The organism is Synechococcus sp. CS-603 (genome assembly GCF_977929215.1).
Window position 1 is genome coordinate 582,077 of sequence record NZ_OZ376778.1, and the last position, 26,057, is coordinate 608,133.

Below are 26,057 nucleotides of genomic sequence, written 5' to 3' on the forward strand. Positions count from 1 at the left end.
GAAAAGATTGGGCGAGGCTAGGCCCCGGCCCAGCGGGCGCTAGGACAAGAGAGTCAGATCCCACCGCCCGCCTTTTCAGCCGGACTTCGAACGATGTTCAGCACTGTTCTGTTTCCCATCGATCAGAGCCGCCAGACGATGGACACCGCTGCGGTGGCCCTGGAGCTTGCCCAACAGCATTCCAGTCGGCTGGTGGTGCTCTCGGTGGTGGAAGAAGAGGAAGGGGCGATGCATGATGCCGCCGCCGTCGCCCGGCTGCTGGAGCAGGCCCGCGTGCACTTCGAGCAGGCCGGCATGGCCTGCGAGGTGATCGAACGGCAGGGCAAACCAGCCTTCGTGATCGGCGATGTGGCCGATGAGATCAACGCCGATGTGATCGTGATGGGCACCCGCGGCCTCAGCCTCGAGCCGGGCGAGGAGAGCACCGCCTCGCGGGTGATCCAGCTGGCCCCCTGTCCGGTGCTGGTGGTGCCCTGATGGAGCGTGTCGTCGACCCGACTCCGGCGGGTCCGATCCCGGCGGGCCATGGCCTCAGTGTCTCGGCCCCGGCGATTCAGTGGTATCCGGGCCATATCGCCAAGGCGGAGCGCCAGCTCCACAAGCAGCTGGCCAAGGTGGACCTGGTGATCGAGGTGCGTGATGCCCGCATTCCCCGCGCCACCGGCCACCCCCGCCTGCAGCGCTGGATGCAGGGCAAACAGCGGCTGCTGGTGATCAACCGCCGCGACATGGTCAACGAAACGGCCCGGCTCGCCTGGGACCGTTGGCTGCGCAGCCAGGGCGAGACCCCTTGGTGGTGCGATGCCCGGGCCGGCACCGGCGTGAAGCAACTGCAGGAGGCAGCCGTGCGGGCTGGCCGGCAGCTCAATGCCCGCCGGGCCGGTCGCGGCATGCTGCCGCGGCCGGTGCGGGCCCTGATGCTGGGGTTCCCAAACGTGGGCAAGTCGGCCCTGATCAACCGGCTGGTGCGCCAGAAGGTGGTGGACAGCGCCCGCCGGGCCGGGGTGACCCGCACCCTGCGCTGGGTCAGGGTCGGCCAGGACATCGATCTGCTCGACGCCCCCGGCGTGCTGCCGCCACGGCTGGATGATCAGCGCTCCGCCCTGCTGCTGGCCCTCTGCGACGACATCGGCCAGGCGGCCTATGACGGCGAGGCCGTTGCGGGCGCCTTCCTGCGCCTGCTCGACAGCCTGACGGGCAGCCCGGAAGCTGGCCTCAACCCTGGGCTGGTGGAGAGCCGCTATGGCGTCCCCATCGGTCGGCTCGATCCCGGCGATGGCCGCTCGGTGGTGGATGGCTGGGCCTGGCTGCAGGCGGCGGCGGCACGGCACACCAGCGGCGATACGGCCCGCATGGCCCAGCGCCTGCTCGACGACTTCCGCCGCTCCCTGCTCGGCGCCATCGCCCTGGAACTGCCGCCACCGCCCCAGCCACAGCAGCCATGACCGGCTCTGGCAGCGCTGAAACCTTTGGCAATGGCGAGGGCGAGCTGGTCAGCCTGGTGTACCCCAAGCCGTTGCCGATGCGGCTCGACCGCTGGCTGGTGGCCCAGCGGCCGGAGCAGAGCCGCGCCCGCATCCAGAAATTCATAGAAGCCGGCCTGGTGCGGGTCAACGGGATCGAGGGACGGGCCAAGACGCCCTTGCGCCCCGGCGATGCGGTGCAGCTGTGGATGCCCCCACCGGAGCCACTCCCCTACCTGCTGCCGGAGGCGATGCCGCTGGATGTGCTCTACGAAGACGCCCACCTGATCGTGCTCAACAAGCCGGCCGGGCTGACCGTGCACCCAGCCCCGGGCAACCGCGACGGCACCTTGGTGAACGGACTGCTGCACCACTGCCCCGACCTGCCGGGGATCGGCGGTGAGCGGCGGCCGGGGATCGTGCACCGGCTCGACAAGGACACCACCGGCTGCATCGTGGTAGCCAAAAGCCAGGAAGCCCTGGTGAAACTGCAGGTGCAGATCCAGAAGCGGATCGCTTCTCGGGACTACCTGGCCGTAATCCATGGGGTACCCAGGGAGGAGAGCGGCACGATCGAGGCACCGATCGGCCGCCACCCGCTGGATCGCAAAAAATATGCGGTGGTAGAGCTCGAGAAGGGCCGCCAGGCCCGCACCCACTGGCAGCTGGTGGAACGGCTGGGCGACTACTCGCTAATGCGCTTCAAGCTCGACACCGGCCGCACCCACCAGATCCGGGTGCACTGCGCCCATCTGGGTCACCCGATCCTGGGCGATGCCACCTACGGCCGCTGCCGCAAGCTGCCGATCTCCCTCACTGGCCAAGCCCTGCATGCGCTGCGCCTGGGGCTCGACCATCCGATCAGCGGCGAGCGGCTGGTGTTCGAGGCCCCCCTGCCGCCGATCTTCGAAAAGCTGCTGGCGGAGCTGCGCCGGGGCTGATCAATCAGCCAACGATGTTGTGCTCCGCTTCTCGGCGCAGCAGGTCGAAGATCGTCTCGCGCTCGAACAGATCGGCCACGGCGATGGCGGTGAGCACCGCGAAACCGATTGGCAGCAGCAGGGAGTAGTCCTTGCTCAGTTCAAAGCTCAGCAGGATCGCCGTGAGCGGTGTACGGGTCAGGGCGGCGAGGAAGGCGGCACCACCGGCGAACACCAGCGTGGTGGGGGCGTAATCGAACAGCACCAAGCAGAGCTGCTGCACCAGGGTTCCTAGGCAGGCGCCCACCACCAGGGCCGGGGCGAGGATGCCGCCGGGCGCTTCGGCAGCGACGGCCGCTGCGGTGCCCACCGCCTGCACCAGCAGCACCAGCAACGACTTGAACGGGGTGGTCAGGCCCAGCAGGGCATCAAAGCCGAGTTTGTCGACGTTGTCGAAGGAGGCAGGCAGCAGCGACCAGCCCAGCCCGATCAGCAGGCCCAGCAGCGCCAGCAACTGCCAGGAGGGCAGCCGCAGCCGGAAGAACCTCTGGCGCATCGAAAGGATCCAACGCTGATAAAGCATCGCCAGGAATCCGGCAAGCACACCAAGGGCCAGCAGGAAGGGCAGATCGAGGAGGCGGAACTCATCGAGACGGCTGGGATACTGGATCACCGGACCCAGCTCCCTCAGCCAGAAGGGGCCGCTTCCGGGCACGGCCAGCAGCCGCGTCCAGGCCACAGTGGCGAAGGTGGCAAAGGTGGCGGCCGCATTGATGCGGATGTCGGCGCGTTTGAGCAGCTCCTCGAGGATGTAGGCCAGGCCACCCAGGGGGGCATGGAAAATGGCGGCAAGGCCGGCGCCGCTGCCGATCGCCACCGCCACGCGCCGGGTGGAGCCGCGGGTCTGCAGGGCATCGGCCGATTCCTTGGCCAGCGAGGCACCGATCTGAATCGAGGGGCCCTCAGGCCCCACCGGGATGCCGCTGCCGATGGCCAAGCCACTGGCCAGCAACTTCACCACGGCCACCCGCCAGCCCATCGGCAGCGGGAACCCCCGCAGATAGAGCAACACCTGCACGATTCCCGAGCCTTTCGCCGCAGGCTCCAGGGCCGTGATCAAGGCACCGGCGAGCCCTCCCCCCAGCAAGCCCACCAAGGGCAGGGCCAGCCAGCGAGGCAGCGCGGCGGCCAGCTGCAGGCGCAGACCGTTGACGGCGGCGATCTCCTGGCCATAGATCCAGATCCCTACCCCCACGCCGATGCCGATCGCATTGACCAGCAGGAAGATGCGCAGCAGATGGAAGGCTTTGCCCATGGGCTCAGGCCAGCTGGGGCAGGCGCGGGCAGGCCGCCACCAACTGCTTGGTGATCGCCGCCTGGGGATGCTCCAGCAGCCGCTCGCCGACCCCCTCCTCAACGATCTGGCCGTTTTCGAGCACGAGCACCCGCTGGCAGAAGCCGCTGGCCACCGAGAGGTCGTGGGTGATGAAGATCATCCCCAGCCCCAGCCGCTCCTGCAGGTCGCGCAGCAAGGCCAGCACCTCGGCCTGCACTTCGGCATCCAGCATGCTGACGCTCTCGTCACAGAGCAGCACCTTCGGCTTCAGCACCAGGGCGCGGGCGATCGCCACCCGCTGCTGCTGGCCGCCGGAGAGCTGGCGGGGCAGCCGGTTCTCGAAGGATTCAGCGGGGCTCAGCCCCACCGCCTCAAGCCCCTGGCGGGCCAGGGCGCGGGCCTCGCTGCGGCCGGCCAGGCCATGGATCAACAACGGATCAGCCACCGCTTCGCCCACGGCCATGGCGGGGTTGAGGCAGGCGAGTGGGTCCTGGAACACCATCTGGATCTGGCGCCGGGCCCGCCTGAGCTCCCGGCCACGCAAGGCGCGCAGGTTCTTGCCGTGCAGCCGCACCGCACCGCCGCGCACCGGCACCAGGCCGGCCACGGCCCGGCAGAGGGTGCTCTTGCCACAGCCGGAAGCCCCCACAACCCCGACGGTTTCGCCCTCGTGCAGGCGCAGGCTGACCCCATCGACGGCCTTGAGCCAGCGACGCTGCCAGGGCGGTGAGGGCAGCGGATGCCAGCAGCGCAGACCATCGAGCTCAAGCAACAGCGGCTTGGTGCTCGTTTCAGGAGAGCCACTGCCCTCCCGCAGCCGGGCCGCGGCCACCAGCCGGCGTGTCAGCGGCGCCGCGGGTTCGGTGAGCAGGCGCTGCGAGGGGGCCTGCTCGACCAGGCGCCCCTGATCGAGCACGGCGATCTGCTCGCACCAGTGGCCGGCCATCGCCAGGTCGTGGCTGATCAGCAGCAGGGCGCTGCCGCTTTCGCGGCAGAGGTCGGTGAGCTCGGCCATCACCTGGGCCGCCACCGCCACATCCAGGCTGGTGGTGGGTTCATCGGCGATCACCAGGGGTGGTTCCAGGGCCATGGCCAGGGCGATCGACAGGCGCTGGCGCATGCCACCGCTGAATTCATGGGGGTAGCTGTTGAAGCGCTCGCCGGCGATCCCCACCCGCTCGAGCAGGTCGAGGGCGCGCTGGCGAACCCGCTGGCGCGCCCAGCGCGGCCGGTGGGCCGCCAGGGTGTCAGTGAGGTGTTCCCCCACCCGCAGCAGGGGATTGAGCCGGGTCATCGGGTCCTGGAACACCAGTCCCACCGCCTCGCCCCGCAGCCGCCGCAGCGCCTGGCGCTTCAGCAAGCGGGGATCCTGACCGGCGAGCAGCAGGCCACCGCTGCAGGAGCTTCCGGCCGGGAGCAGCTGCAGCACCGCACGGGCCACCGTGCTCTTGCCGCAACCGGAGGGACCCACCAAAGCGAGCCGGTCGCCGGGCTCCAGGGTCAGATCGAGGCCATCCAGCACGGCAGGCCCCGCGGCAGCCCCCACGCCAGACCCCTCAGGCTCCGGGTAGCGCACCACCAGGCCGTCGATCTTCAGCACCGGGCCGACGCTGCTGGAGGCGGTCATGGGCTGGGCAACGGGCAAACGCTGGCGGCCCCAGCATGGGGGACTGGACACACCATGACGAACACCTGATCTGATTTGCCTACGATGGGAAGATCAGAACGTTCTGATGACTGAAGCCGCCGGCTCCCTGATCACCCGTCCACGAGGCCAAGCCTCCACGCTGATCGAGGCTGCCGACTTGCCATCACCACCCCTGAGTTCGGAGTTGGTGAGCCCTGAGCTGCGCCGCCAAACACTCCGTTCCGTCGCCGACTACGGCGTGGAGCTCCCCGCCTGGCTGCAGGCCTGCATCGAAAAAGCGCCTCCGGGCGAACGCCACACCATCCCCACCAGTGGCGAAGGCCTGCTCGCCTCGGCCTTCGATTTTGCCTACCAGCTCCACGACGGCCAGGTCAGGGCCACTGGCGAGCCCTACATCATCCATCCGATCGCGGTCGCCGACCTGCTCCGCGACATCGGTGCGAGCCCCTGCGTGATCGCCGCCGGCTTCCTCCACGATGTGGTGGAGGACACCGAGGTGGTCTCCGAGCAGCTGGAAGCCCACTTCGGCCCCGAGGTGCGGGCCCTGGTCGAGGGCGTCACCAAACTTGGTGGTATTCACTTCACCAACCACACCGAAGCCCAGGCCGAGAACCTGCGGCGGATGTTCCTGGCGATGGCCAGCGACATCCGCGTCGTGCTGGTGAAGCTGGCCGACCGGCTCCACAACATGCGCACCCTCGGCGCGCTCAAGCCGGAGAAACAACAGCGGATCGCCCGCGAAACCCGCGAGATCTATGCCCCGCTCGCCAACCGGCTGGGCATCGGACGCCTCAAGTGGGAACTCGAAGACCTGGCCTTCAAGGTGCTGGAGCCCGAGTCGTACCGGGAGATCAAGGAGGAGGTGGCCAGCAAGCGCAGCGACCGGGAAGACCGGCTGGCGGTCACGGTGCGGCTGCTCAAGGATCGGCTGACAGCCGCGGGAGTGCGCCACTGCGAGGTGAGCGGGCGGCCCAAGCACCTCTATGGCATCTGGAGCAAGATGCGGCACCAGCAGAAGGCCTTCCACGAGATCTACGACGTGGCCGCCCTGCGCATCCTCACCGAAGACGTGGAAGGCTGCTACCGGGCCCTGGCCGTGGTGCACGACACCTTCCGGCCGATCCCCGGCCGCTTCAAGGACTACATCGGCCTGCCCAAGCCGAACGGCTACCAGTCGCTGCACACCGCCGTGATCGGCCGCCACCGGCCGGTGGAAGTGCAGATCCGCACCACCGAAATGCACCAGGTGGCGGAATACGGCATCGCCGCCCACTGGAAATACAAGGAAGGAGGATCACCGGCCACCGGCGGCGGCGACACCGAACGCTTCAACTGGCTGCGTCAGCTGGTTGATTGGCAGCAGGACGGCGGCAGTGAAGACAGCAGCGACTATCTCGCCTCGATCAAGGAAGACCTCTTCGATGAGGAGGTCTATGTGTTCACGCCCAAGGGCGATGTGGTGGGGCTGCGCACCGGCTCCACCGCCGTTGATTTCGCCTACCGGATCCACTCGGAGGTGGGCAATCACTGCCAGGGCGTGCGCATCAACGACCGGCTCTGCCCCCTGGCCACACCGTTGCAGAACGGTGATTTCGTGCAGGTGATCACCACCAAGAACGCCCACCCGAGCCTCGACTGGCTCAATTTCGTGGGCACACCGACGGCGCGCAACCGCATTCGTCAGTGGTACAAACGCAGCCATCGCCACGAAAACATCCTGCGGGGCCGCGACCTGCTCGAGCGGGAACTGGGCCGCAACGGCTTTGATGCCCTGCTCAATGGCGAGGCGATCGCCAAGGTGGCGCGCCGCTGCAATCTCGGCGGCACCGAAGACCTGCTCGCTTCACTCGGCTTCGGCGGCGTCACCCTGCATCAGGTGCTCAACCGCCTGCGCGAGGAGATCCGGCTGGCCAGCGAAGCCGCCGCCCCGGTGCTCTCCAACGAGGATCTGGCCCGCTCGGTGGGCAAGCAGGCCGAAACACTGGCCAGCCCCGACACCAGCGGCAGCGCGATCCTTGGCCTTGAAGGTCTCGACTACCGCCTCGGCGGTTGCTGTTGTCCCCTGCCGGGCGAAGCGATCGTGGGCAGCGTGGCCCTCGGCAACCATGGCATCACCATCCATCGCCAAGATTGCGCCAACGTCAACCAGATCCCCGTGGAGCGCCGCCTGCCGGTGCACTGGAACCCCAACACCGACCCCCAGCGCCGCCGTTACCCCGTGCAGTTGCGCATCGAAGTGCTCGACCGGGTCGGCGTGCTCAAGGACATCCTCACCCGCCTCTCCGACAGCCGCATCAACGTCAGCGACGCCCGCGTCCGCACCACCTACGGCAAACCCGCCTGCGTCGACCTCAAGGTGGAATTGCTGAGTGCCGGCCAACTGCGCACCACCATCGACCAGATCCGCTCGATGGCCGACGTGCTCGACCTCTGCCGCACCGGCATCGGCTGAAGGGTCGAGCGGCTTCCTACGCCAGTGATGCCCTCCAACCCCCTGCTAGCCCTGCCCTTCGAGCCTGCCATCGAGGGCCTCGGGGGTGACTACTGGGATGTGGTGGAGGCGGCGGCCTTTCCACTGACGCGCCTGCGCTTCCGCAACGACGAGCTGCTGCGCCAGCTGGGAATCGATCCGGCGGCGGTGAGCGATGCAGATCTGGAGGCGGCCTACGGACGCTTCGAGGCGCGCACGCCGCTGCTGGCCCTGCGCTACCACGGCTATCAATTCGACAACTACAACCCCTTGCTCGGCGACGGTCGCGGCTTTCTTTACGGCCAGCTGCGCGATCGCCACGGCCACCTCCAGGACCTGGGCAGCAAGGGCTCCGGCACCACGCCCTGGAGCCGTGGCGGTGACGGCCGCCTCACCCTCAAGGGCGGCGTTCGAGAGCTGATCGCCAGTGAGGCGCTGCACCGCCTCGGCGTGTCCACCAGCCGCACCCTCAGCCTGGTGGAAACCGGCGAGGACCTCTGGCGCGGCGATGAGCCCTCGCCCACCCGCAGTTCGGTGATGGTGCGGCTGGCGCGCACCCACCTGCGCTTCGGCAGCTGCGAGCGGCTGCGGCACCTGGGCCAGCCCCAGCAACTGGAGCGGCTGTTGCGCCATGTGGTGGCCATCTATTACCCGCAGATCGCGGCAGCCCATCCGGCCGATGGCCCCGCCGGCGTGAAGCCCCAGTTGCTGGCCTTCTACGGCGCCTTGGTGGAGCGGCTGGCGCGGCTGGCGGCCGAATGGATGGTGGCCGGCTTCACCCATGGGGTGCTCAACACCGACAACATGTCGCTGGCGGGCGAGAGCTTCGACTACGGCCCCTTCGCCTTTCTGGAAACCTGGGATCCAGGCTTCACCGCCGCCTATTTCGACCAGAACGGCCTCTACGCCTACGGCCAGCAGCCGCTGATCTGCCATCAGAACCTGCGCCGGCTGCAGGAGCCCCTGGCGATGCTGCTGCCCCGCCCTGAACTGGTGAGCCGCCTCGAGCGCTTCGCCCCCGCCTACGACCAGCACTACCGCCTGCGCCTGCTGCGGCGCCTCGGTTTCGACCTCAGCGTTGATCCAAACGGTGGCGATCAGCCGGTGGGGTCAGGCGCTGAGCTGCCCGACCTTGTGCCGCTCACCCTGCAGCTGCTGGCGCAATGGCCGGTGGCCTACGGCTCCTTCTTCGCCGCCCTGGCGGCACGGATCAGCAGCGCGGGTGTGCCCCAGGAAGCCGAAGCCCTCCTGCCCTTCCTGCCTGGTGCCCCGCCACCGCCCCGAGGCCCCTGGCAGGCCTGGCGCGATGGCTGGTGGGCCTGGAGCCATGCCCTGCCGACCGATAAGCAGGCCCAGATCGGCGCCACCCTGCGGCGCTGGAACCTACCGATCACCCCGGTGCGCGCTGAGGTGGAGCGCCTCTGGGAAGCGATCGATCAACGCGACGACTGGCAACCCCTGCATCAGTGGCTGGATTCAGTTGTTTGAGCGCGTGGTTTGAATCATTTGAGTCTGCCGATGCTGGCGAGTCCGGGTGTTTTGCGCTACAGCCCCAAAAAGCTGAATCTGTCTGACTTTCCCTAACAAGACTTCGAATTGATGCATCCCGATGACTTCCGAACAAGCCGCCCAGCTGATTGACGACACCCTCGATCTGGTCCATCAACGGCTCCAGCAGTTGGACGCCGTGCAACAACGGCGCGAACATCGGGCCCTCTCCGAGGAGTTCAGGGAGTGGCGTCAGCCCAGTGGCGGCCACATCGACCTGATGCTCTGCCCTGGATTCGGCAAGGGTTGATCCCGGCACAGGATCCGGCTCAGGATGGTGTCAGCGGCTGGCGTGCTTCGCGCTCCAGCCAATACCAATAAGCCAGGGAAACGGTGCTGGACGCCACCAGGCCCACAAGGCTGGAGCCCAGCAGCAAGCGGCTCGAGAACGACCAGCCCAGCTCCCAGAACCCTTCTCGCTGCAGCACCTCGGCGCTGGGCCAGCCGCGGCCGGGGCCGAGCAGCCAGGCGCCGAGCTGGTAGTTGAACCAGTAGAGCGGCACGTAGGTGATGGGGTTGCTGATCCAGGTGCCGGCGGCCGCCAGCAGGTGATTGCCACGCAGCAGGCTGGCCAGGCCGATGCCGAGCAGGGTCTGAACCCCGAAGAAGGGAAAGCAGCCACAGAAGATGCCGGCCGCCAGCCCACGGGCCCGCTGGCCATGGCTGCCCTCCTGCTGCCAGAGCCAAAGCAGCCACCGCCGCAGCCGAGACTGCAGCGAGCGTCGTTGCGAAGGACTGTTGGGATCAGACGACACGATTGCGGCGATCGCCACGGCGGTGGCGCCCGGGCAGGGGAGTGTGGCAATCGTAAGGATCTCGGGACCGCAGGCGGAGACGATCGGCCGTCTGCTCTTCCGTGCCCCAGGCCAGCAACCCTGGGACAGCCACCGGGTGCTCTACGGCCACATCTGCGATCCAGCCACGGATGAACGGGTGGACGAGGCCCTGCTGCTGTGGATGAAGGCCCCCCGCAGCTTCAGCGGCGAAGACGTGATCGAGTTACACGGCCATGGCGGATTGATCGTGGTGGAGCGGGTGCTGGAGCTGGTGCTGGCGGCCGGGGCGCGCCGGGCGGGGCCTGGCGAGTTCAGCCAGCGGGCCTTCCTGAATGGCCGCCTCGATCTCACCCGCGCCGAGGCGATCAGTGAACTGATCACGGCCCGCAGCCGCCGGGCCGCCCAGCTGGCGATGGCCGGATTGGAAGGGGGATTACAGCGCCGCATCGAAGCCCTGCGCCAACAACTTCTTGACCAATTGGCCGAGCTGGAGGCCCGGGTGGATTTCGAGGAAGACCTGCCGCCCCTCGATGGTGCTGCGGTGGTGGCAGCTCTCGAAGAGGTGCGCAAGGCGTTGGAGGAGCTGGTGGCGGAGGCCGGCCAAGGCCAGCTGTTGCGTGAAGGGTTGAGGGTGGCGATCGTTGGCCGGCCCAATGTCGGCAAATCCAGCCTGCTCAATGCCCTCAGCCGGCGGGAGCGGGCGATCGTCGCCGACCAGCCCGGCACCACCCGTGACCTGGTCGAAAGCGAGCTGGTGCTCGAAGGGGTGCCGCTCACCTTGCTGGACACCGCCGGCATCCGCCCCACCGACGACCCGATCGAGCAGCTGGGCATCGCCCGCAGTCATCAGGCGATGGCGACGGCCGATGCGGTGCTGCTACTGGTCGATCTGGCCGAGGGCTGGACAACGGCCGACCGGGACCTGCGCGCCCAATTGCCGGATCAGGTGCCCCAGCTGGTGGTGGGCAACAAGGCGGATCTGGCCGGGGTGACGCCAGGCCTGCTGCCAGACGCCGACGCGACGGCCATCGATGTGGCGATCAGCGCCCGCCATGGCGACGGCCTCAAGGCCCTGGCGACCGCCCTGCTCAGCCGCTGCGGCAACAGCCTCGGTCCTGGCCTGGTGGTGGCGCTGAACGGGCGGCAACGGGATCTGGCCGCCGCCGCCGCCGGCAGCCTGGACCGGAGCCTGGAGGCCGCCGCCCAGCAGTTGCCCTACGACTTCTGGACGATCGATCTGCGCCAGGCCGCCGGAAGTCTCGGCGCGATCACCGGCGAGGAGGTCACCGAAGCGGTGCTCGATCGGGTTTTCGCCCGCTTCTGCATCGGCAAATGAGCCGGAAGCGGGCTGGCGTTGAGCAGGATGGAGCCGAGCACGTTGCTGCGCAAAGCCTTGACTCCGCTGCCTGAGTCTCTGAATCATTCAGGCCTCCAGGCGGCGGCCCAGCTGGACCAGCCGGCCCTGGAGGAGCTGCTGCGCGCCTGGCTGCGCGAAGACATCGGCCGCGGCGATCTCACGGCCCCAGCCCTGATCGGCCGCCGCGGCCGGGCCCACTGGACCTGCAAACAGGCGGGCCTGTTCTGCGGCGGCGTGCTGCTGGAGCCCCTGTTCCAGCTGCTGGATCCAGCGCTGGAGCTGCGCCTGCTGGTGGCGGACGGGGAGCCTGTGCAGGCCGGCCAGCGGCTCGTGGAGCTCGATGGCCTGGCGACAGCGCTGGTGGCCGCTGAGCGCACGGCCCTGAATCTGGCGATGCGGCTCTCCGGTATCGCCACCGCCACCGCCACCTTGGTGGCGGCCCTGGAAGGCACAGGGGTTCGCCTGGCTGACACCCGCAAGACCACACCGGGTCTGCGGCTGCTGGAGAAGTACGCGGTGCGCTGTGGGGGCGGGCTGAATCACCGCCTCGGCCTCGATGACGCCGCCATGCTCAAGGAAAACCACCTGGCCTGGGGCGGCGGGCTGGAAGCGGCGATGGCGGCGGTGCGCGGCTCGGCCCCCTGGCCGGCAAGGCTGATTGTGGAAGCGGAAACCGCGGCCGAAGCGGAAGCGGCCGTGCGGGCCGGGGCCGATGGGGTCTTGCTCGATGAGTTCTCCCCGGCGGAGCTGGCCCAGCTGGTGCCGCGGCTGCGGGCACTGGCGGCCACCGGCCCGGCCGGGCGGGTGGTGCTGGAGGCCTCCGGCATCCAACCGGAGCAGCTGCGCGCCTACGCCGCCACCGGCATTGATCTGATCTCCAGCAGCGCCCCGATCACCCGGGCCCCCTGGCTCGACCTCAGCATGCGCTTCACAGAATGGGCCGCCTGAACCTTGTCTTCAGCACGTGCCAGTCCGTTGCGGCTTGCTGACAGACCAGACCAGCATGGGCAGAGTGGCGGTGGGTTTTTGATGCCGTAGGCCATGCCGCACCGCCGCTTGAATCCCCCTCGCCCCTTGTGGGCCTCAGCGCTACTGGCCCTGCTGACCGGCGTGCTGGTGGCGGCGCCGGCCAGGGCCGGAGGGGTCCTGAAACAGGTGGCCACCAGCGGCGAGCTGCGGGTGGGCGGCGACACCGACCTGCCACCGTTGCTGTTCAGCGATGCCGGCGGCAAGCCCATCGGCTACGGCATGGCGGTGAACAAACGCATCCAGGCGGAGCTGGCCACGACCCTGGGCCGGCCCGTGACGCTGCGCTTTGAGGCGGTGGCCGATCCCGCCGAGCTGGTGCGTCGCGTCGCCGCGGGCGAGCTGGCCCTGGCCTGCGGCGTGCCCTTCTCCTGGGCGCGCGACAGCCAGGTGGATTACACCCTGCCGATCGGCCTCTCGGGGATCCGGGTGCTGGCCGAAGACGGCCGCCTCGACGGCACAGCCGAGTCGCTGCAGGGCCAACGCATCGGCGTGGTGGCCGGATCCCTGGGCGAGGGGGTGCTCCAGGCCATCCAGCCCCAGGCCACAAGCACCAGCTTCTCCGGCCTGGGCGCAGCCGTGGCCGCCCTGCAGGCCGGAGATCTCGATGGCGTGATCGGCGACACCAACCTGCTCAGCGGCCTGGCCCACAGCCGCAACGCCAAGGGCCTGGTCCTCACGCCCTCGCTTCCCTACGAGCGCTACGCGATCGGTTGCATCGTCCCGCAGGACGACTCCGCCTTCCGTGACCTCAGCAACCTGGCGATCGCCCGATTGCTGCAGGATTATCTGAACGGCGAGCCCGAGGCGATCGCCAGCGTGGATCCCTGGGTGGGGCCCCAGGGGGTGCTGGGGGTGCCCTCTGAGCGCATCCGCACCTATTTCGAGTCGGTGCTGCTCAACCACGAAGCGATCCGACCCCAGGATCCGGCCACACCCCGCTAACCACCCAGCGTCCGTCACCCCGTCCGTTGTCTTCCCGGTCCCACCCCGATGGCATTTCTGCTTCGTTCCAGGCTGTTCGGTTTCCTGTTGATCCTGGCGGCCCTGCCCGTGATCCCCAGCGCCGCCCAGGCGGCTGCCTCCGACGGGCCCGACCCTGACACCCTCTCCGTGGAGGCCCGCCTGCGCCGCATTGCCGGAGCGCTGCGCAGCAGCGAGGACGGGCCCGAGAGGCCCGACGGACCCAGCGCTGGGCAGGAGGATTCCGCCACCTGCGCCTCGGATGATCTGCTCGCCTACGTCTTCGTCAACGGTCCAGGGATCGGCTGGCGCAATGGCGGCTTCCGCAACGGGGGCTTCCGCAATGGCGGCTTCGGGAATGGCGGTTTCCGCAATGGCGGCGGCTTCCGCAACAGCGGCGGGCACCACGGCGGTTTCCGCAATGGCAGTCATGGCTTCCGCAACTACTGGTGAACCGGCGCGAGCCATGCAGCAACCCATGGCCCTGAGCCCAGCCCAGCCCACCAGCGCAGACAGCTTCGGCCCCCTGCGCCTGCTGGTGGTGCAGCCCACGCCGTTCTGCAACCTCGACTGCGACTACTGCTACCTGCCCAGCCGCAACGACCGCCGTCGCCTGCCGCTGGAGCTGCTGGAGCGCACGCTGGAGCGGGTGCTGGAGAGCCCCTATGTGTCGGGCGATTTCACCCTGCTCTGGCATGCCGGTGAGCCGCTCACCATGCCGATCGCCTTCTATGACGACGCCACGGCCCTGATTCGTCGCGTTCTGGAGAGGCGCGTTGGGCCGCCGCTGCGGATCCAGCAGTCGCTGCAGACCAACGCCATGGTGATCGACGCCGCCTGGTGCGACTGCTTCGAGCGCAATGACATCCATGTGGGCGTCAGCCTCGATGGCCCGGCCTCCCTGCACGACGCCCATCGCCGCACCCGCACCGGCCTGCCCAGCCACGCCGCCAGCCTGCGCGGCATCCGCTGGCTGCAGAGCCGCGGCATCCCCTTCCAGGTGATCGCCGTGCTCACCGACGACGCCCTGGATCAGGCCGACCTGCTGTTCGATTTCTTCGCTGACCACGGCCTTCACAACCTGGCTTTCAACATGGAGGAAACCGAAGGCGACAATCTCAGCTCCTCCCTGTCGCGGCCCCACGCCGAGGCCCGCTACGTCAGCTTTCTGGAGCGTTTCTGGGAACGGCTGCGCCAGCAGCCCGGGGCCTTGCGCCTGCGCGAGTTCGACGAGATCACCAACCTGGCCTGCTGTGACCAGCGCCTCAGCCGCACCGACATGAACCACCCGTTCGCGATTGTGAACGTGGATGCCCGCGGCAATTTCTCCACCTTCGACCCGGAGCTGCTGGCGGTGGCCACCGCGGAGTACGGCGACTTCGTCTTCGGCAACGTGCGCAGCGACAGCCTGGAATCGGCGGTGGACAGCGCCAAATTCCAGCGCGTGCTCAGCGAGATCCGCTCCGGCGTGGCGCGCTGCAAGGCCGAATGCGACTACTTCGGCCTCTGCGGCGGAGGTGCCGGCAGCAACAAGTACTGGGAGCAGGGCAGCTTCGACTGCAGCGAAACCCAGGCCTGCCGCTACCGCATCAAACTCAGCGCCGACGTGGTGATGGCCGGCCTGGAGCGCGAACTGGAGCTGACTGGCTGAGTGGCCTGCCAGCGGGGTCCGGCTGACGCGGGATGATCGGAACCAGTGACCGCGCCGCCGCGACCGACCACCCCAGCCATGCTGCGCATCTTCGAAGAGCTCAACGCGCATCTCGCTGCTGCGACCCAGAGGGCCTTCCCGGCTGCCGCCGCCGGCCAGCCCCTCGACCCCCAGCTGGCCGCCGCCAGCAAGCCGGAATTCGGCGATTTCCAGGCCAACGGCGCCCTCGCCCTGGCCAAGCCCCTGAAGCAGGCACCCCGGGCGATCGCGACCGCGATCGTGAACCAGCTGAACGCCGACACCAGCTTTACGGCCCTGTGCCTGCCACCGGAGATCGCCGGCCCCGGCTTCATCAACCTCACCCTGCGACCCGAGCGGCTGGCCCATGAACTGCGCCAGCGCCTGGGCGATCCCCGCCTGGGGGTGCCCAGCGTGGCCGCGTCGGCGCCAGTGGTGGTGGATTTCTCCAGCCCCAACATCGCCAAAGAGATGCATGTGGGGCACCTGCGCTCCACGATCATCGGCGACTCGCTGGCGCGGGTGCTGGAGTTCCGCGGCCATCCGGTGCTGCGGCTCAACCATGTGGGCGACTGGGGCACCCAGTTCGGCATGTTGATCACCCATCTCAAGCAGGAGGCCCCCGAAGCGCTCAGCACTGCCGATGCGGTGGATCTGGGTGACCTGGTGGCCTTCTACCGCCAGGCCAAGGCCCGCTTTGATGCCGATGAGGCCTTCCAGGCCACCTCGCGTGAGGAGGTGGTGAAGCTGCAGGGGGGGGATCCGGTGTCGCTGAAGGCCTGGGGCCTGCTGTGCGATCAGAGTCGCCGCGAATTCCAGAAGCTCTACGACCGGCTCGACATTCGCCTGAACGAACGGGGCGAATCCTTCTACAACCCCTACCTCGAAGCGGTGGTGGCCGATCTGGAAGCCAGCGGCCTGCTGGTGACCGACGACGGCGCCCGCTGCGTGTTCCTTGAAGGGGTGCTGGGCAAAGACGGCACCCCCCTGCCGGTGATCGTGCAGAAGCGCGACGGCGGCTTCAACTACGCCACCACCGACCTGGCGGCGATCCGCTACCGCTTCGCTGAACCGCCCGAGGGCGATGGGGCTCGGCGGGTGATCTACGTGACCGATGCCGGCCAGGCGGCCCATTTCGCCGGCGTGTTCCAGGTGGCGGCTCGGGCCGGCTGGATTCCCAAGGAGGCCCGCCTGGAGCACGTGCCCTTCGGGCTAGTGCAGGGGGTCGACGGCAAGAAGCTCAAGACCCGCGCTGGTGACACCGTGCGCCTGCGCGATCTGCTCGATGAAGCCGTCGAGCGCGCTGAGGCCGACCTGCGCCGTCGCCTCCAGGAGGAAGAGCGCAGTGAGGACGAAGCCTTCATCACCCATGCGGCCACCACCGTGGGCCTGGCGGCGGTGAAGTATGCCGATCTCAGCCAGAACCGCAGCACCAACTATCAATTCAGCTTTGATCGAATGCTGGCCCTCACCGGCAACACCGCGCCTTACCTGCTCTATGCGGTGGTGCGTATCGCCGGCATCGCCCGCAAGGGAGGCGACATGGCGACAGCCGGAACGGAACTGCATTTCAGCGAACCCCAGGAATGGGGCCTGGTGCGGGAGCTGCTCAAGCTCGATGGCGTGATTGCCGAAGTGGAAGAAGAGCTGCTGCCCAATCGCCTCTGCACCTACCTGTTTGAGCTCAGCCAGGTGTTCAACCGCTTCTACGACCAGGTGCCCGTGCTCAAGGCCGCCGAACCGGCCCGCTCCTCCCGCCTGGCCCTCTGCAGCCTCACCGCCGACACCCTGAAATTAGGCATGGGCCTGCTGGGAATCCCGACCCTGGAGCGGATGTGATGGCAAGTGAAACGGCCTGGGTTGCCTAGCCAGAAGGCCAGCTAATTGCCGCGATAGGTGGAGTAGCCATAGGGGCTCAGCAGCAGTGGCACGTGATAGTGATCCAGGCTGCCATCCATGCTGAAGATCACGGGAATCTTCGGGAAGAAGGTGCTGATGCCTTGTTTTTTCAGCCATTCACCTGTCTTGAACGTGACCCGATAGGTTCCCTTCTCAAGCGGGGTACCTTCGGGATAGAGATCGCGAACGCGGCCTTGAGCATTGGTGCGAGCCGTACGCAACAGCGTCCATTGCTCACCCTTCATCCGCTCAAGAATCACCTCAACACCAGCACTGGGCAGCCCATCTTGTGTATTGAGAACATGAACGCTTAACGGATTGTCAGCAGCCACGGCCATCGACAAGAGTGAAGTCTGCATGGCAAAGCCGAGTGCCAGTGTCTTGAGCATCTTAGAAGTCTCCACCAGAGACAGTCTACTTGAGCCTACCAACCAGACGTATCTGCAGGCATGAAGCGCAGTGGACTAGCGGCAGGAGAAAACACTGTCTGGGGCGCAGTTTCTCTCTCATCCCACTTCAAAAGAGGTGACGCCAAACAGGCGATCAACCGGCAGATCAGGCACCTCTCCCCTGAACATTCTGGCGGTCTCAAACGAGATGGTCATGCCGTTGCGTTCAGCCATGTCCACAGCAGCCTGGTTGACGTCTGGTGTGTCAAGAAAGATTGGCCCTGAAGGCTTTACCGAAGCCTTCAGGGCCAGAAACAATGATTCCGCCCATTCTGGATTGTCCGCAAAAAGTGGCCCGATCTTATGGCCAGAGCGGCACTGGCGAATCACACCATAACCAACAAGCCGGCCGTTATGAATCATTCCCAGAGCCTCACAATTTGGTTGCTTAATCCAGGTCGAAAGGAACGGAGACCGGTCTGCAGGAAAAAATGGCTGGTCGTAATGTTCGATCATTTCAAAGGGCAATGTATTCAGCTGCACGATGTCTGCATTTACAGGCATGCTGCCGCTGCCAGCTCCTTGATAGCGTCTGTTGCGATAGGCCAAATGGAAGCCTGACCTTTCGTAGTTGGCTTGCTGGTCTGCGACGCCATCAAGGCCAATGGTGCGGCCTTCAAGCTGCTGAAGGCCGGCGTTCCAGATCTGGATGCCATAGCCTCTGCCGCGATACCCTGGCTTCACAATGTAGAACCCTAAAAATCCAAAAGATTCGCCATATTGGATTGCGGAGATCGTAGCAATCGGTTCATCACCAAGAAATCCAATCAGAAAACCATTGGGATCAGCGGTATAGTAGCAATGAGCGTCATGAAGTCCTGGATTCCATCCTTCCTGCGCCGCCCAATCAACAGCGATAGCAACTTCGCTTCGGCTCATTGTCTTGATTCTGTAGTCGTTGTTTTGCATGAAGGAAATTTCTGTTTTGTGCCCCGATCACTTGGCCACAGAGGCAGGCGAATGGCGGTGCTAGACAGTTGAACTTACCTCAACTTCAGGGCTCGCACGCAATTGACCCAATGGCGTAGCGATGAGGCTTGAGGTTGGGACCTCTATCTTCAAGAGCCGCTTAAAGATAGGCTGATATATCTTGACCTAGAAAGGCTTGTCCTATACTGAAAGAATGCGAAAACACTCGCCAGCGTTCTGGGTAAAATAGATACGGCAGCCTGAGGCAGTTCAATATCAAACCCAAACCTCCTTCCCTAGCATGTCGAATATCCACTGGATTCATAGATGCAGTTGTCACCCTCTAACGCTCCAGATCAGAAGCGAGCCCGCCTTTTGCCGTTAAACAATCACCCATTGATCCCATCTTCTGTATCTTAATGTTAGCCGAGACCACGCCAACTTCACAGGTCGCCTGGCTCAAGGCCGGTGTGCTTGGCGATTTGGACAAGCATACTGGGGCCTATCTCCACGCCCTCATGGAAAGCAAAGACATAGTCCGGGTATCCCTCATGTTCAAGCGTCTTGTGTGATCCTGATTGTCGCTTAACTCTCCATCCAATTGACTTGAGCGCGGCAAAGACCTTTTTGCTTTGGGTGACGGCTATTGCTCATGCAGAGAGTGGAAGTGAGAAGCTGATGCTGATTGGCTCGAATTCCCCATTTTCAAGTCGATCAGCGATGACGCGAAGAGCCAAAACCTCAGCCTTTGCCATCGCATTAGCAGAAGAACCCCCATAAGCCAGAACTCCAGGCAGCTCTGGCACTTCGGCGATCCAGCGACCGTCTACTTCTTGCTCACACTCCAACGAGAAATTCATGTCTTCCTCCCAGCAGAGGCGACGGGAGCAAGTTCCAGGTTAAAGCACATCCATTCCTTAAAAACAGCCTGGCCGATGCCCTCCTACCGATTCAGCTAACGCTCAAGATCAGCGGCGGGAAGTTGATCATTGCTCAGATTAAGAGTTGAATACGCCCGCCCGCTGAATCTTGATGTTAGATATCTCTGGAATCGCTTGCGGGAGCAGCCTCAAGCTAGCCCAACAGACTAGATTCATTGTCGCCGATTGTCAGTCCGACTTCCTCTATGCTAACAGTAGAAGCGACTGGCGCATTAACGGGTATTTCAAGATTCCGATTAGCGATTCCGAATGGAATGTGAACCATAGGAATGTCACTGGCCGGCGACTCGAGATGACTGATCTGGTCATCAAAGAACATGTGTGGGCGCAAGATTGTGAGAATACGGTGCTTCTCCATGCCACCCAAAAAGAATGCCTCATCCACTGAAACCCCCCAAGCTTTGAGGGTCGTTACAACGCGTTCGTGAGCTGGCGCATTTCGCGCAGTCACAATTGCAATTCTCAGTATCTTCTTGTATTGAGGATCATCTTTTTGCTGCTTTTGTTCTAGCTTTTGCATGAAAGCAAGTTTTTTGAATAGGTCGGCCAAAGGCCCTGGCTGATGAGGCGTTTCCTGATGAACTGTTTCATGCGCCTGGAACTCTACAAGATCATTGTTCTTCTTGAAAACGGCCTCCGCTTCATCGTTTGCAATCACACCGTCAAAGTCGAAAGCGACTCTTAGTTCGGCGTCGGCAGCATCATCGAAGACTTTTGACTGCAGCACAACTCCAGCGGGATAATCCGAAGCAATTGCTTGCCGGACATCGCTTGGGTTTGCGCTTAGAAAGAGAGATGCGTTAAATGCAGGGAGATATTCGTGCGGCGACCGGCCAGCAATAAATGCAGCTCTTGTTATATTAAGCGAGTAATGGTGAATAGAGCGAAAAACTCGTAGGCCTGTCTCAGGAGAATTCTTTGATAACAAAACTACCTCAACAGGCTCTCTCTCGGGAAACGCCCGATTAATGCCAAGAAATCGACGAATGAAAGGAAATGCCACTCCCTTAGACAAGGGAATGTCAATATTTTCCTCCTGGTGCACACGATATTTTTCAATGCCCTCCTCATTAAATATCCGATTTGACTCGGACAAGTCAAACAGGGCGCTTGAGGCGACGCCGATAACCAGCTTTCGATCGATGGGGTAAGGCATAGAGCAAATCTAACGCTCGCAATCACCTGGCCGCAAAGGGAGATTGCGATTCACAATGTCCATGCGGTGGCGGCTCAGGTGAATGGCGATGTTAGGCAGACCTAGCCGCCGCAATGAAGTCTTTCGCATCATCTGAATTACCGAGAGCCTGTCCGATGGCTACGGCTTCAACTAGCAAGCCATCAGTATTATGAACCATGATTCTTTTTTCAGCTTTACCGAGGCGATCTATTAGCTTCTTCTCCTGCTTCCGCGCTTGAGAGCTCAGGTGGACACCTCCTTTGACGTTGGCAATATATTTAATCACCTCACGGCGCTTGAACCTCCTCCCGTGAATTACTCCTGAGGTGGAATCAAGGAAATCTGTCAGCGTGAATACACGCTCAAAGGGATAGCCGTTTTCACGAATTGGCTCCGGCGGCGGATTGCCAAGAGGACCATTTCCTTTGTGGATCACCATTGCAGCCATCTGGACGCCTCTGAAGTCAGCTCCGCCGGCAAGAGCAATATCCATCAGGTTCCAATCATTCCCTAGAATCATGTCTAGATCTACTGCGATGAGCCTTGGCTGTTTAGGGCGTCCAAGTGATCTCCAGGCGTGCCCATATGCGACCTCCACGAGCAATCGACGCAGGACAGCGGTGCCCCGCCGAATTTCTGGATACTTGATATCTCCGCACCAAGTTGCCAAATATTCTAGATCCTCGGCCACTAGCAGAATTGATTCGGTGTCCATGGTTTGAATAGTTCCGCCTAACGCTGCCATCACCTGGCCGCAAAGGTTGTGTGTAACGAGAGCCACAGTGATACAGGGCTTATTTGTGGCAGCTCAGGTGAATGGCTGTGTTAGGGGGGGGGCATCCTTGGCAACATTTAGAATAACGCCCGAACGGACCATAGTCACCAGCTACATGCCCTTATCGGGCACAGGCAACAAAGTTCGGTACAACCAGCAGTGCCACTCATGAAGCAGGTATACAAGATCACATATCCGACAGGCAAGATTTACATTGGCAAGGACAGTGTTGGGAGCGCCCGATACATGGGCAGCCCTGACATGAACCTGGTTAACGCTGACTTTGAAACACTTCCAGATCACATTCGCAGAGACTACACCCTGCGAAAGGAGATTCTCTGGGAATCTGATAGTGCAACTGAAGCCGAGCTCTCCGCAAAGGAAGTAGAGATGATCCGTCTCTATCGATCCAATGACCCAACGGTTGGATACAATAGATGGCCAAAGCCATCAACTGATGATTGAGTGGAGAATTGTTCTTCTATGGAACCAAATCAGCAACCCGCTTAACGACCAAGCTGCGCGGCACAAACGAAGCGAAGCGTAGTTTGTGCCCGAACGAGCGCCTTGTTAGCGTTTACTATCATTATCATTCGACTGTAAGGATGGCAAGTAATCGAGACGCTCAGTTACGCTTAACGTACAAGTAGCCTCGCACTTCATACCTTCCTTAGACTCTCCTTTTGACGTATGTTCGGATATTCCTTCTAGCCTCATTTCTGACTGGGAGTATTTGACTTGAGAAATACCCCCAAAACTGACAGTAAACGGCAGATAGTATTTGTACGGATTCTTAATCTTCTCAACCATTTTCTCTGGAACAAGAAAATCACTGAGATGAACAGATCCATACCTGGAATGTTGATCTTTTGTTTCGTTATACCAATGAACAAGATCACCTGAGTAGCCCCCGGCCTCTCTCACATGGTTTTCGTAACAAGTACCTTCCACTTTTAAATATTCAATGAATTTATATTCATCCTTGGGCTTTTCTTCAGAACAAGCTTGCAGAACAAGCTTGCAGAACAAGCTTGCAGAACAAGCACTGTAACTAAAGAAACCATCATTTTCTGAATGCCTCTCATATATTTTCTTTAAACGCTAACTTGTTATTGGACGGTTCTGAGAACCAACCTGCAGGGCGCCGCTGCTTCTGTGAACCCTGCTCATGGCGAAGGCGCCTCTTGGTCAGAATCAAGTAGCCGTCTAGATCCTTAGGATCCGCAAGCACAATCCGTCCGCGGTTCTCTGGTCAGAGAACCACATGTTCAATCTGCTACATAAAATCTGCGGGGCTGCTCACGCCCAGGGGGCCTCTGTTCAGCACATGCGTGTAGATCATGGTGGTGCTCACATCCTGATGGCCCAGCAACTCCTGAATCGTACGGATGTCCTGGCCCCGTTCCAGAAGGTGCGTTGCAAAGGAGTGGCGAAAGGTATGGCAGCTGGCAGCTTTGCTCACGCCAGCATTAGCCACCGCCTGTTTCACGGCTCGCTGCACCACGGTGGGGTCGAGGTGGTGTCTTCCCTGGGCCCCTGTTGTGCGATCCAGCCAGCGTTTCTGCTGGGGAAACACCCACTGCCAGGCCAGCTGCCAGATCCCCCTGGTGCAACCGCCGAATCTCTAATAGATGCTGCCGAAGATCAGCCATCTGGCTCTGGGGCAGCAATGTGAGCCGATCCTTCCCGCCCTTGCCGTCCCGAACCAACAGTTCACGACGCTCGAAGTCAAGATCTTTCACCCGTAATCTCAGCGCCTCCATCAGCCGAAGGCCACTGCCATACAACAGACCCACCACCAATGCCGGCACCCCTTCTAGCCGCTGACGCACGGCTTTCACCTCCCCCTCGCTGAGCACCCCTGGATGCAGCTTCAGCATTCCGCGTTGCAGCGGCCTCCCTACGCTGCCGGAGGTTGTCGCTCCGCTGTGCCTTGACCCCTTGCCTGCCTGACGGTCCCCAGGCCCGGCCCGAGGTGGAGAGCCTGCAGTCCTACAGCGCTCCGCTGGAAGGGCGGCGCGGTTTGCTGCGGCTCGATTTCAACGAAAACACCATCGGCCCCAGTCCGCAGGTGGTGGCGGCGATCCGCGCCATCCCGGCCGATCACTACGCCATCTACCCCGAATACGACGGCCTGCGTGAAGCGGTGCTGGCCAACCTGGGATTGCCGGCCCTCAGCCCTGGCCACATCGGCCTGTTCAACGGCGTCGATGCGGCGATCCATGCTCTCTTTCATGCCTTCGGAGCTGCGGGCAACGTTCTGCTCACCACCAGCCCCACCTTCGGCTACTACAGCCCCTGCGCCCAGATGCAGGGCATGGCGATCGAGGCGATCCCGTACCTGGGAGCGGATTTCAGCTTCCCCCTGGGGGCGATCCGCACCGCCCTGTTCAAGCGGCCCAGCCCGCGCCTGTTGCTGCTCTGCAATCCCAACAACCCCACCGGCACTCGCCTGGCTCCCGAGTTGATCCTGGAGCTGGCTGCTGCCGCACCGGCCACGCTGGTGGTGGTGGATGAGCTCTATGAGGCCTTCACCGGCGACAGCGTGCTGCCCAGCGCCGACTTCAGCGCCACACCCAACCTGCTGGTGCTGCGCTCCCTGGCCAAAACGGCCGGCTTGGCCGGGTTGCGTATCGGTTTTGCGATCGGAGCGAAGGCGGTGGTGGATCGCCTCAGCCGTGTCACCGGCCCCTACGACATCAACAGCTTTGCGGTCACGGCCTCCCGGGCGGCTTTGGCGGATCAGGCCTTCACCGATGCCTACGTGGCCGAGGTGTTGCGCTCCCGTAGTTGGCTGCTGGAGCAGCTGCGGGGCGGGGCCGTGCGTCACCACGCCGCCGGTGGCAACTACCTGCTGATCTGGCCCAGCCGTCCCGTGCAGGCGGTGGAGGCGGAACTGCGCGCGACAGGCATTCTGGTGCGCTCAATGGCCGGCAAGCCCCTGATCGATGGCTCCTTGCGCGTCAGCATCGGCACCAAGGAGCAGATGGAGCATTTCTGGACGGCCTACCGCGAAATTGAGAACCTAGGTTCTCTCGCTTGAAACAGCTTATCGGTCAGCTGTCATCACAACATGAGCTATCTGGACTGGGCCATTCGTCAATTCCAAAGCAGAGAAAGTTAAGAACTTGAACAGACAGAAAGTGGACGCATGGGTTGAAAGGTTCAGTTCAGCCCGGCGGTCAGCCTTCTATTGGGTTATGGGGTGATCGCTTCATCTGTTTCATCTACCGAATCCACTAGCCTGATTCGATCAACTGGTCTTCGGATTTAGGATTTGATGGTATCTGCATGAAAAGCATTGGCCTGGCCTTGGGCAGCGGTGGTGCCAGGGGCTGGGCACACATTGGCGTCCTGCGTGCTCTTGAGGAAGCAGAGATCAGGATTGATTGCATCTCCGGTGCCAGCATTGGCGCACTCGTTGGCGCCATCTATTGCGCTGGTGAACTGGATGATCTCGAAGACTTCATCAGAGACCTGAGTTGGAAAGACATGCTGTCCTACTTCGACCTGGTGTTTCCCAGTTCTGGCCTGCTGGATGGCAACAAGATCTACGACCTGCTTTCAGAACACATCCAGGGGATGAGGATTGAGGAATCAGAGATCAAGTTCTGTTGTGTCGCCACCGATCTGATCAAAGGAGAGGAAATGCATCTCAGCTCAGGTTCAATGGTGGAAGCCGTGCGAGCCAGCATCTCTGTACCAGGTATCTTTACGCCCTTCTGCCATGGCGATCTGTTCTTAGGGGATGGCGGTATTGTCAATCCAGTGCCGGTAGACGTAGCCAAGGCCATGGGAGCTGATCTGATCATCGCCGTGAATCTCAACTGCGCTGACAGCACCAAAATTGGAGCAGAAGCCACCAAAATCGAGATCACTGGCGGTGCAGAGCAATCGGACAATCCACAAGAGAAGGATCACAAGGAGAGTCAGTCCCAACGGGAAAGCAGTGAGGCCTCAAAACTGCGCAAGCAGTCATTTCTGAAGAATCTCAGTGATCGCTACTCAGACCTGGAGGACAAACTCCATTACAAGGTAGAAAACTGGTTGGCCAACGAAAATCCATGCCCAAACATTTTCGAAGTAATCGGCACATCGCTCAATGTGATGGAGCAGCAAGTGACCCGTAGCCGCCTAGAAGCGCACGCTCCTGATCTTCTTGTTGAACCGAAACTCACTGACTACGCCATTTTTGACTTTCACGAAGCCGATGCGATCATCCGCAAAGGCTATGCCGCCATGAAGGAACAGCTGCCAGCTCTCGAGAAGCTGCTTCAAGAAGAATCAGCCGAAGGGAAGAGTCAATAATCAATTCGGATGAGTTGGTCCAGACGGAAGCCATCTTTGCCTGGGGGTCTTAGATTCATTTGTTGATTCAGCCTCATGCCCTCTGCTTCAACGTCATACCCAGTGCTTAGGGGATCACAACCTTGTGACGCGAGGATTTCGCGCTGCTGCCGAACCGTTGCATCCATAGATTCTGTCGGGCTACGACTGCCCAGTTGCGTCAAGAGCTGCTGCGAAAGCTGCATACACTCCTGAGTTTGTGCCACAATCGGCGGGACGAAACCTGGCAAAAGCAGGCTGAAAAGGAAGACAACAATCTTCATCAGGGCGTGGCTGAGACCATCCATTCAAGCTCCAGTCTGCCACCTATACCAATCACATGGAGAAACAAAAAAGAAGCTTACCTGTAGCACCGAAGCTTTGTGCTGCTACGTAAATACGGCC

General features: G+C 63.0%; 27 protein-coding genes. 14 read left to right on the plus strand and 13 right to left on the minus strand.

The features are described from left to right. Positions 1–93 precede the first annotated feature (93 nt). From ACXMDM_RS03110 to ACXMDM_RS03120, 3 genes are read left to right on the plus strand one after another with little or no spacing between them, the layout of a single operon-like run. Positions 94–477 carry a universal stress protein gene (locus tag ACXMDM_RS03110; protein WP_071800558.1) on the plus strand — a complete coding sequence of 128 codons (384 nt, stop codon included), beginning with the start codon at positions 94–96 and terminating at the stop codon, positions 475–477. Continuing rightward, on the plus strand, positions 477–1,445 hold the full coding sequence (ylqF, locus tag ACXMDM_RS03115) for a ribosome biogenesis GTPase YlqF (RefSeq protein WP_071800559.1): 969 nt from the start codon (positions 477–479) through the stop codon (positions 1,443–1,445). The genes ACXMDM_RS03110 and ylqF overlap by 1 nt, the downstream gene beginning before the upstream one ends. Then, complete coding sequence (locus tag ACXMDM_RS03120) at positions 1,442–2,404, plus strand: RluA family pseudouridine synthase (protein WP_071800560.1); 963 nt, start codon at positions 1,442–1,444, stop codon at positions 2,402–2,404. The genes ylqF and ACXMDM_RS03120 overlap by 4 nt, the downstream gene beginning before the upstream one ends. 4 nt (positions 2,405–2,408) lie before the next feature. Here the strand turns inward: ACXMDM_RS03120 and ACXMDM_RS03125 are convergent, their stop codons facing one another. Both ACXMDM_RS03125 and ACXMDM_RS03130 read right to left on the minus strand, forming a co-directional pair. Beyond that, a complete protein-coding gene (locus tag ACXMDM_RS03125; protein ID WP_071800561.1) occupies positions 2,409–3,698 on the minus strand; it encodes a chloride channel protein in 1,290 nt (429 codons plus the stop codon). A gap of 4 nt (positions 3,699–3,702) precedes the next feature. Next, the gene (locus tag ACXMDM_RS03130) at positions 3,703–5,346 is read right to left on the minus strand and encodes a dipeptide ABC transporter ATP-binding protein (protein ID WP_071800562.1); all 1,644 of its coding nucleotides are present in this window, start codon (positions 5,344–5,346) and stop codon (positions 3,703–3,705) included. A gap of 106 nt (positions 5,347–5,452) precedes the next feature. Between ACXMDM_RS03130 and ACXMDM_RS03135 the strand changes: the two genes are divergently transcribed. From ACXMDM_RS03135 to ACXMDM_RS03145, 3 genes are all read left to right on the plus strand, one after another. After that, positions 5,453–7,819, plus strand: coding sequence for a RelA/SpoT family protein (locus tag ACXMDM_RS03135; RefSeq protein WP_083544441.1), 2,367 nt, complete (start codon positions 5,453–5,455; stop codon positions 7,817–7,819). 27 nt (positions 7,820–7,846) lie between these two features. Continuing rightward, on the plus strand, positions 7,847–9,325 hold the full coding sequence (locus tag ACXMDM_RS03140) for a protein adenylyltransferase SelO (RefSeq protein WP_071800563.1): 1,479 nt from the start codon (positions 7,847–7,849) through the stop codon (positions 9,323–9,325). 121 nt (positions 9,326–9,446) lie between these two features. Continuing rightward, on the plus strand, positions 9,447–9,635 hold the full coding sequence (locus ACXMDM_RS03145) for a hypothetical protein (RefSeq protein ID WP_071800564.1): 189 nt from the start codon (positions 9,447–9,449) through the stop codon (positions 9,633–9,635). Between the two features lie 19 nt (positions 9,636–9,654). Here ACXMDM_RS03145 and ACXMDM_RS03150 read toward each other — a convergent pair whose 3' ends face one another. Beyond that, positions 9,655–10,152 (minus strand): DUF2062 domain-containing protein, encoded by a 498-nt coding sequence (locus tag ACXMDM_RS03150; protein WP_233831276.1) that lies wholly within the window; start codon positions 10,150–10,152, stop codon positions 9,655–9,657. Between ACXMDM_RS03150 and mnmE the strand changes: the two genes are divergently transcribed. The 6 genes from mnmE to argS all read left to right on the plus strand — a co-directional run bounded on the left by mnmE (position 10,124) and on the right by argS (position 17,015). Then, the gene (gene mnmE, locus ACXMDM_RS03155; RefSeq protein ID WP_233831184.1) at positions 10,124–11,497 is read left to right on the plus strand and encodes a tRNA uridine-5-carboxymethylaminomethyl(34) synthesis GTPase MnmE; all 1,374 of its coding nucleotides are present in this window, start codon (positions 10,124–10,126) and stop codon (positions 11,495–11,497) included. The genes ACXMDM_RS03150 and mnmE overlap by 29 nt on opposite strands. Before the next feature lie 27 nt (positions 11,498–11,524). After that, complete coding sequence (gene nadC / locus ACXMDM_RS03160; RefSeq protein ID WP_083544443.1) at positions 11,525–12,466, plus strand: carboxylating nicotinate-nucleotide diphosphorylase; 942 nt, start codon at positions 11,525–11,527, stop codon at positions 12,464–12,466. A 93-nt stretch (positions 12,467–12,559) separates the two neighbouring features. After that, the gene (gene grrP / locus ACXMDM_RS03165) at positions 12,560–13,489 is read left to right on the plus strand and encodes an extracellular substrate binding-like orphan protein GrrP (protein ID WP_071800565.1); all 930 of its coding nucleotides are present in this window, start codon (positions 12,560–12,562) and stop codon (positions 13,487–13,489) included. Between the two features lie 48 nt (positions 13,490–13,537). Continuing rightward, positions 13,538–13,960, plus strand: coding sequence for a GrrA/OscA1 family cyclophane-containing rSAM-modified RiPP (gene grrA, locus ACXMDM_RS03170; RefSeq protein WP_071800566.1), 423 nt, complete (start codon positions 13,538–13,540; stop codon positions 13,958–13,960). Further along, entirely contained in the window at positions 13,938–15,158 is a 1,221-nt protein-coding gene (grrM, locus tag ACXMDM_RS03175) for a cyclophane-forming radical SAM/SPASM peptide maturase GrrM/OscB (RefSeq protein WP_255448123.1), read from the plus strand. Before grrA ends, grrM begins: the two co-directional genes overlap by 23 nt. A 78-nt stretch (positions 15,159–15,236) precedes the next feature. Beyond that, positions 15,237–17,015 carry an arginine--tRNA ligase gene (gene argS / locus ACXMDM_RS03180; RefSeq protein WP_071800568.1) on the plus strand — a complete coding sequence of 593 codons (1,779 nt, stop codon included), beginning with the start codon at positions 15,237–15,239 and terminating at the stop codon, positions 17,013–17,015. Between the two features lie 41 nt (positions 17,016–17,056). Here argS and uraH read toward each other — a convergent pair whose 3' ends face one another. From uraH to ACXMDM_RS03225, 9 genes are all read right to left on the minus strand, one after another. After that, positions 17,057–17,464 carry a hydroxyisourate hydrolase gene (gene uraH, locus ACXMDM_RS03185; RefSeq protein ID WP_071800569.1) on the minus strand — a complete coding sequence of 136 codons (408 nt, stop codon included), beginning with the start codon at positions 17,462–17,464 and terminating at the stop codon, positions 17,057–17,059. Positions 17,465–17,581: 117 nt separating this feature from the next. Next, positions 17,582–18,433: a GNAT family N-acetyltransferase gene (locus ACXMDM_RS03190; RefSeq protein ID WP_071800570.1), complete on the minus strand. Its 852-nt coding sequence runs from the start codon at positions 18,431–18,433 to the stop codon at positions 17,582–17,584. A gap of 443 nt (positions 18,434–18,876) precedes the next feature. Further along, positions 18,877–19,080 carry a type II toxin-antitoxin system HicA family toxin gene (locus ACXMDM_RS03195; RefSeq protein ID WP_071802046.1) on the minus strand — a complete coding sequence of 68 codons (204 nt, stop codon included), beginning with the start codon at positions 19,078–19,080 and terminating at the stop codon, positions 18,877–18,879. A 3-nt stretch (positions 19,081–19,083) separates the two neighbouring features. Then, positions 19,084–19,293, minus strand: coding sequence for a type II toxin-antitoxin system HicB family antitoxin (locus tag ACXMDM_RS03200; protein ID WP_071800571.1), 210 nt, complete (start codon positions 19,291–19,293; stop codon positions 19,084–19,086). Between the two features lie 214 nt (positions 19,294–19,507). Beyond that, complete coding sequence (locus tag ACXMDM_RS03205; RefSeq protein ID WP_071800572.1) at positions 19,508–20,530, minus strand: 5'-nucleotidase; 1,023 nt, start codon at positions 20,528–20,530, stop codon at positions 19,508–19,510. Between the two features lie 91 nt (positions 20,531–20,621). Further along, positions 20,622–21,044, minus strand: coding sequence for a hypothetical protein (locus tag ACXMDM_RS03210; protein ID WP_499570070.1), 423 nt, complete (start codon positions 21,042–21,044; stop codon positions 20,622–20,624). An 852-nt stretch (positions 21,045–21,896) separates the two neighbouring features. Continuing rightward, the gene (locus tag ACXMDM_RS03215) at positions 21,897–22,355 is read right to left on the minus strand and encodes a hypothetical protein (protein WP_259722702.1); all 459 of its coding nucleotides are present in this window, start codon (positions 22,353–22,355) and stop codon (positions 21,897–21,899) included. Positions 22,356–22,602: 247 nt separating this feature from the next. After that, positions 22,603–22,902 (minus strand): tyrosine-type recombinase/integrase, encoded by a 300-nt coding sequence (locus tag ACXMDM_RS03220; protein WP_255448122.1) that lies wholly within the window; start codon positions 22,900–22,902, stop codon positions 22,603–22,605. Beyond that, complete coding sequence (locus ACXMDM_RS03225) at positions 22,796–23,206, minus strand: tyrosine-type recombinase/integrase (protein WP_250638238.1); 411 nt, start codon at positions 23,204–23,206, stop codon at positions 22,796–22,798. The genes ACXMDM_RS03220 and ACXMDM_RS03225 overlap by 107 nt, the downstream gene beginning before the upstream one ends. Before the next feature lie 53 nt (positions 23,207–23,259). On the opposite strand from ACXMDM_RS03225, the gene ACXMDM_RS03230 reads away from it, so the two are divergent. Both ACXMDM_RS03230 and ACXMDM_RS03235 read left to right on the plus strand, forming a co-directional pair. Next, the gene (locus ACXMDM_RS03230; RefSeq protein WP_071800575.1) at positions 23,260–24,369 is read left to right on the plus strand and encodes a pyridoxal phosphate-dependent aminotransferase; all 1,110 of its coding nucleotides are present in this window, start codon (positions 23,260–23,262) and stop codon (positions 24,367–24,369) included. 248 nt (positions 24,370–24,617) lie between these two features. Next, on the plus strand, positions 24,618–25,634 hold the full coding sequence (locus ACXMDM_RS03235; protein WP_071800576.1) for a patatin family protein: 1,017 nt from the start codon (positions 24,618–24,620) through the stop codon (positions 25,632–25,634). Here ACXMDM_RS03235 and ACXMDM_RS03240 read toward each other — a convergent pair. Further along, positions 25,628–25,960, minus strand: a complete 333-nt coding sequence (locus tag ACXMDM_RS03240) for a hypothetical protein (RefSeq protein WP_071800577.1) — start codon at positions 25,958–25,960, stop codon at positions 25,628–25,630. The genes ACXMDM_RS03235 and ACXMDM_RS03240 overlap by 7 nt on opposite strands. Positions 25,961–26,057 lie beyond the last annotated feature (97 nt).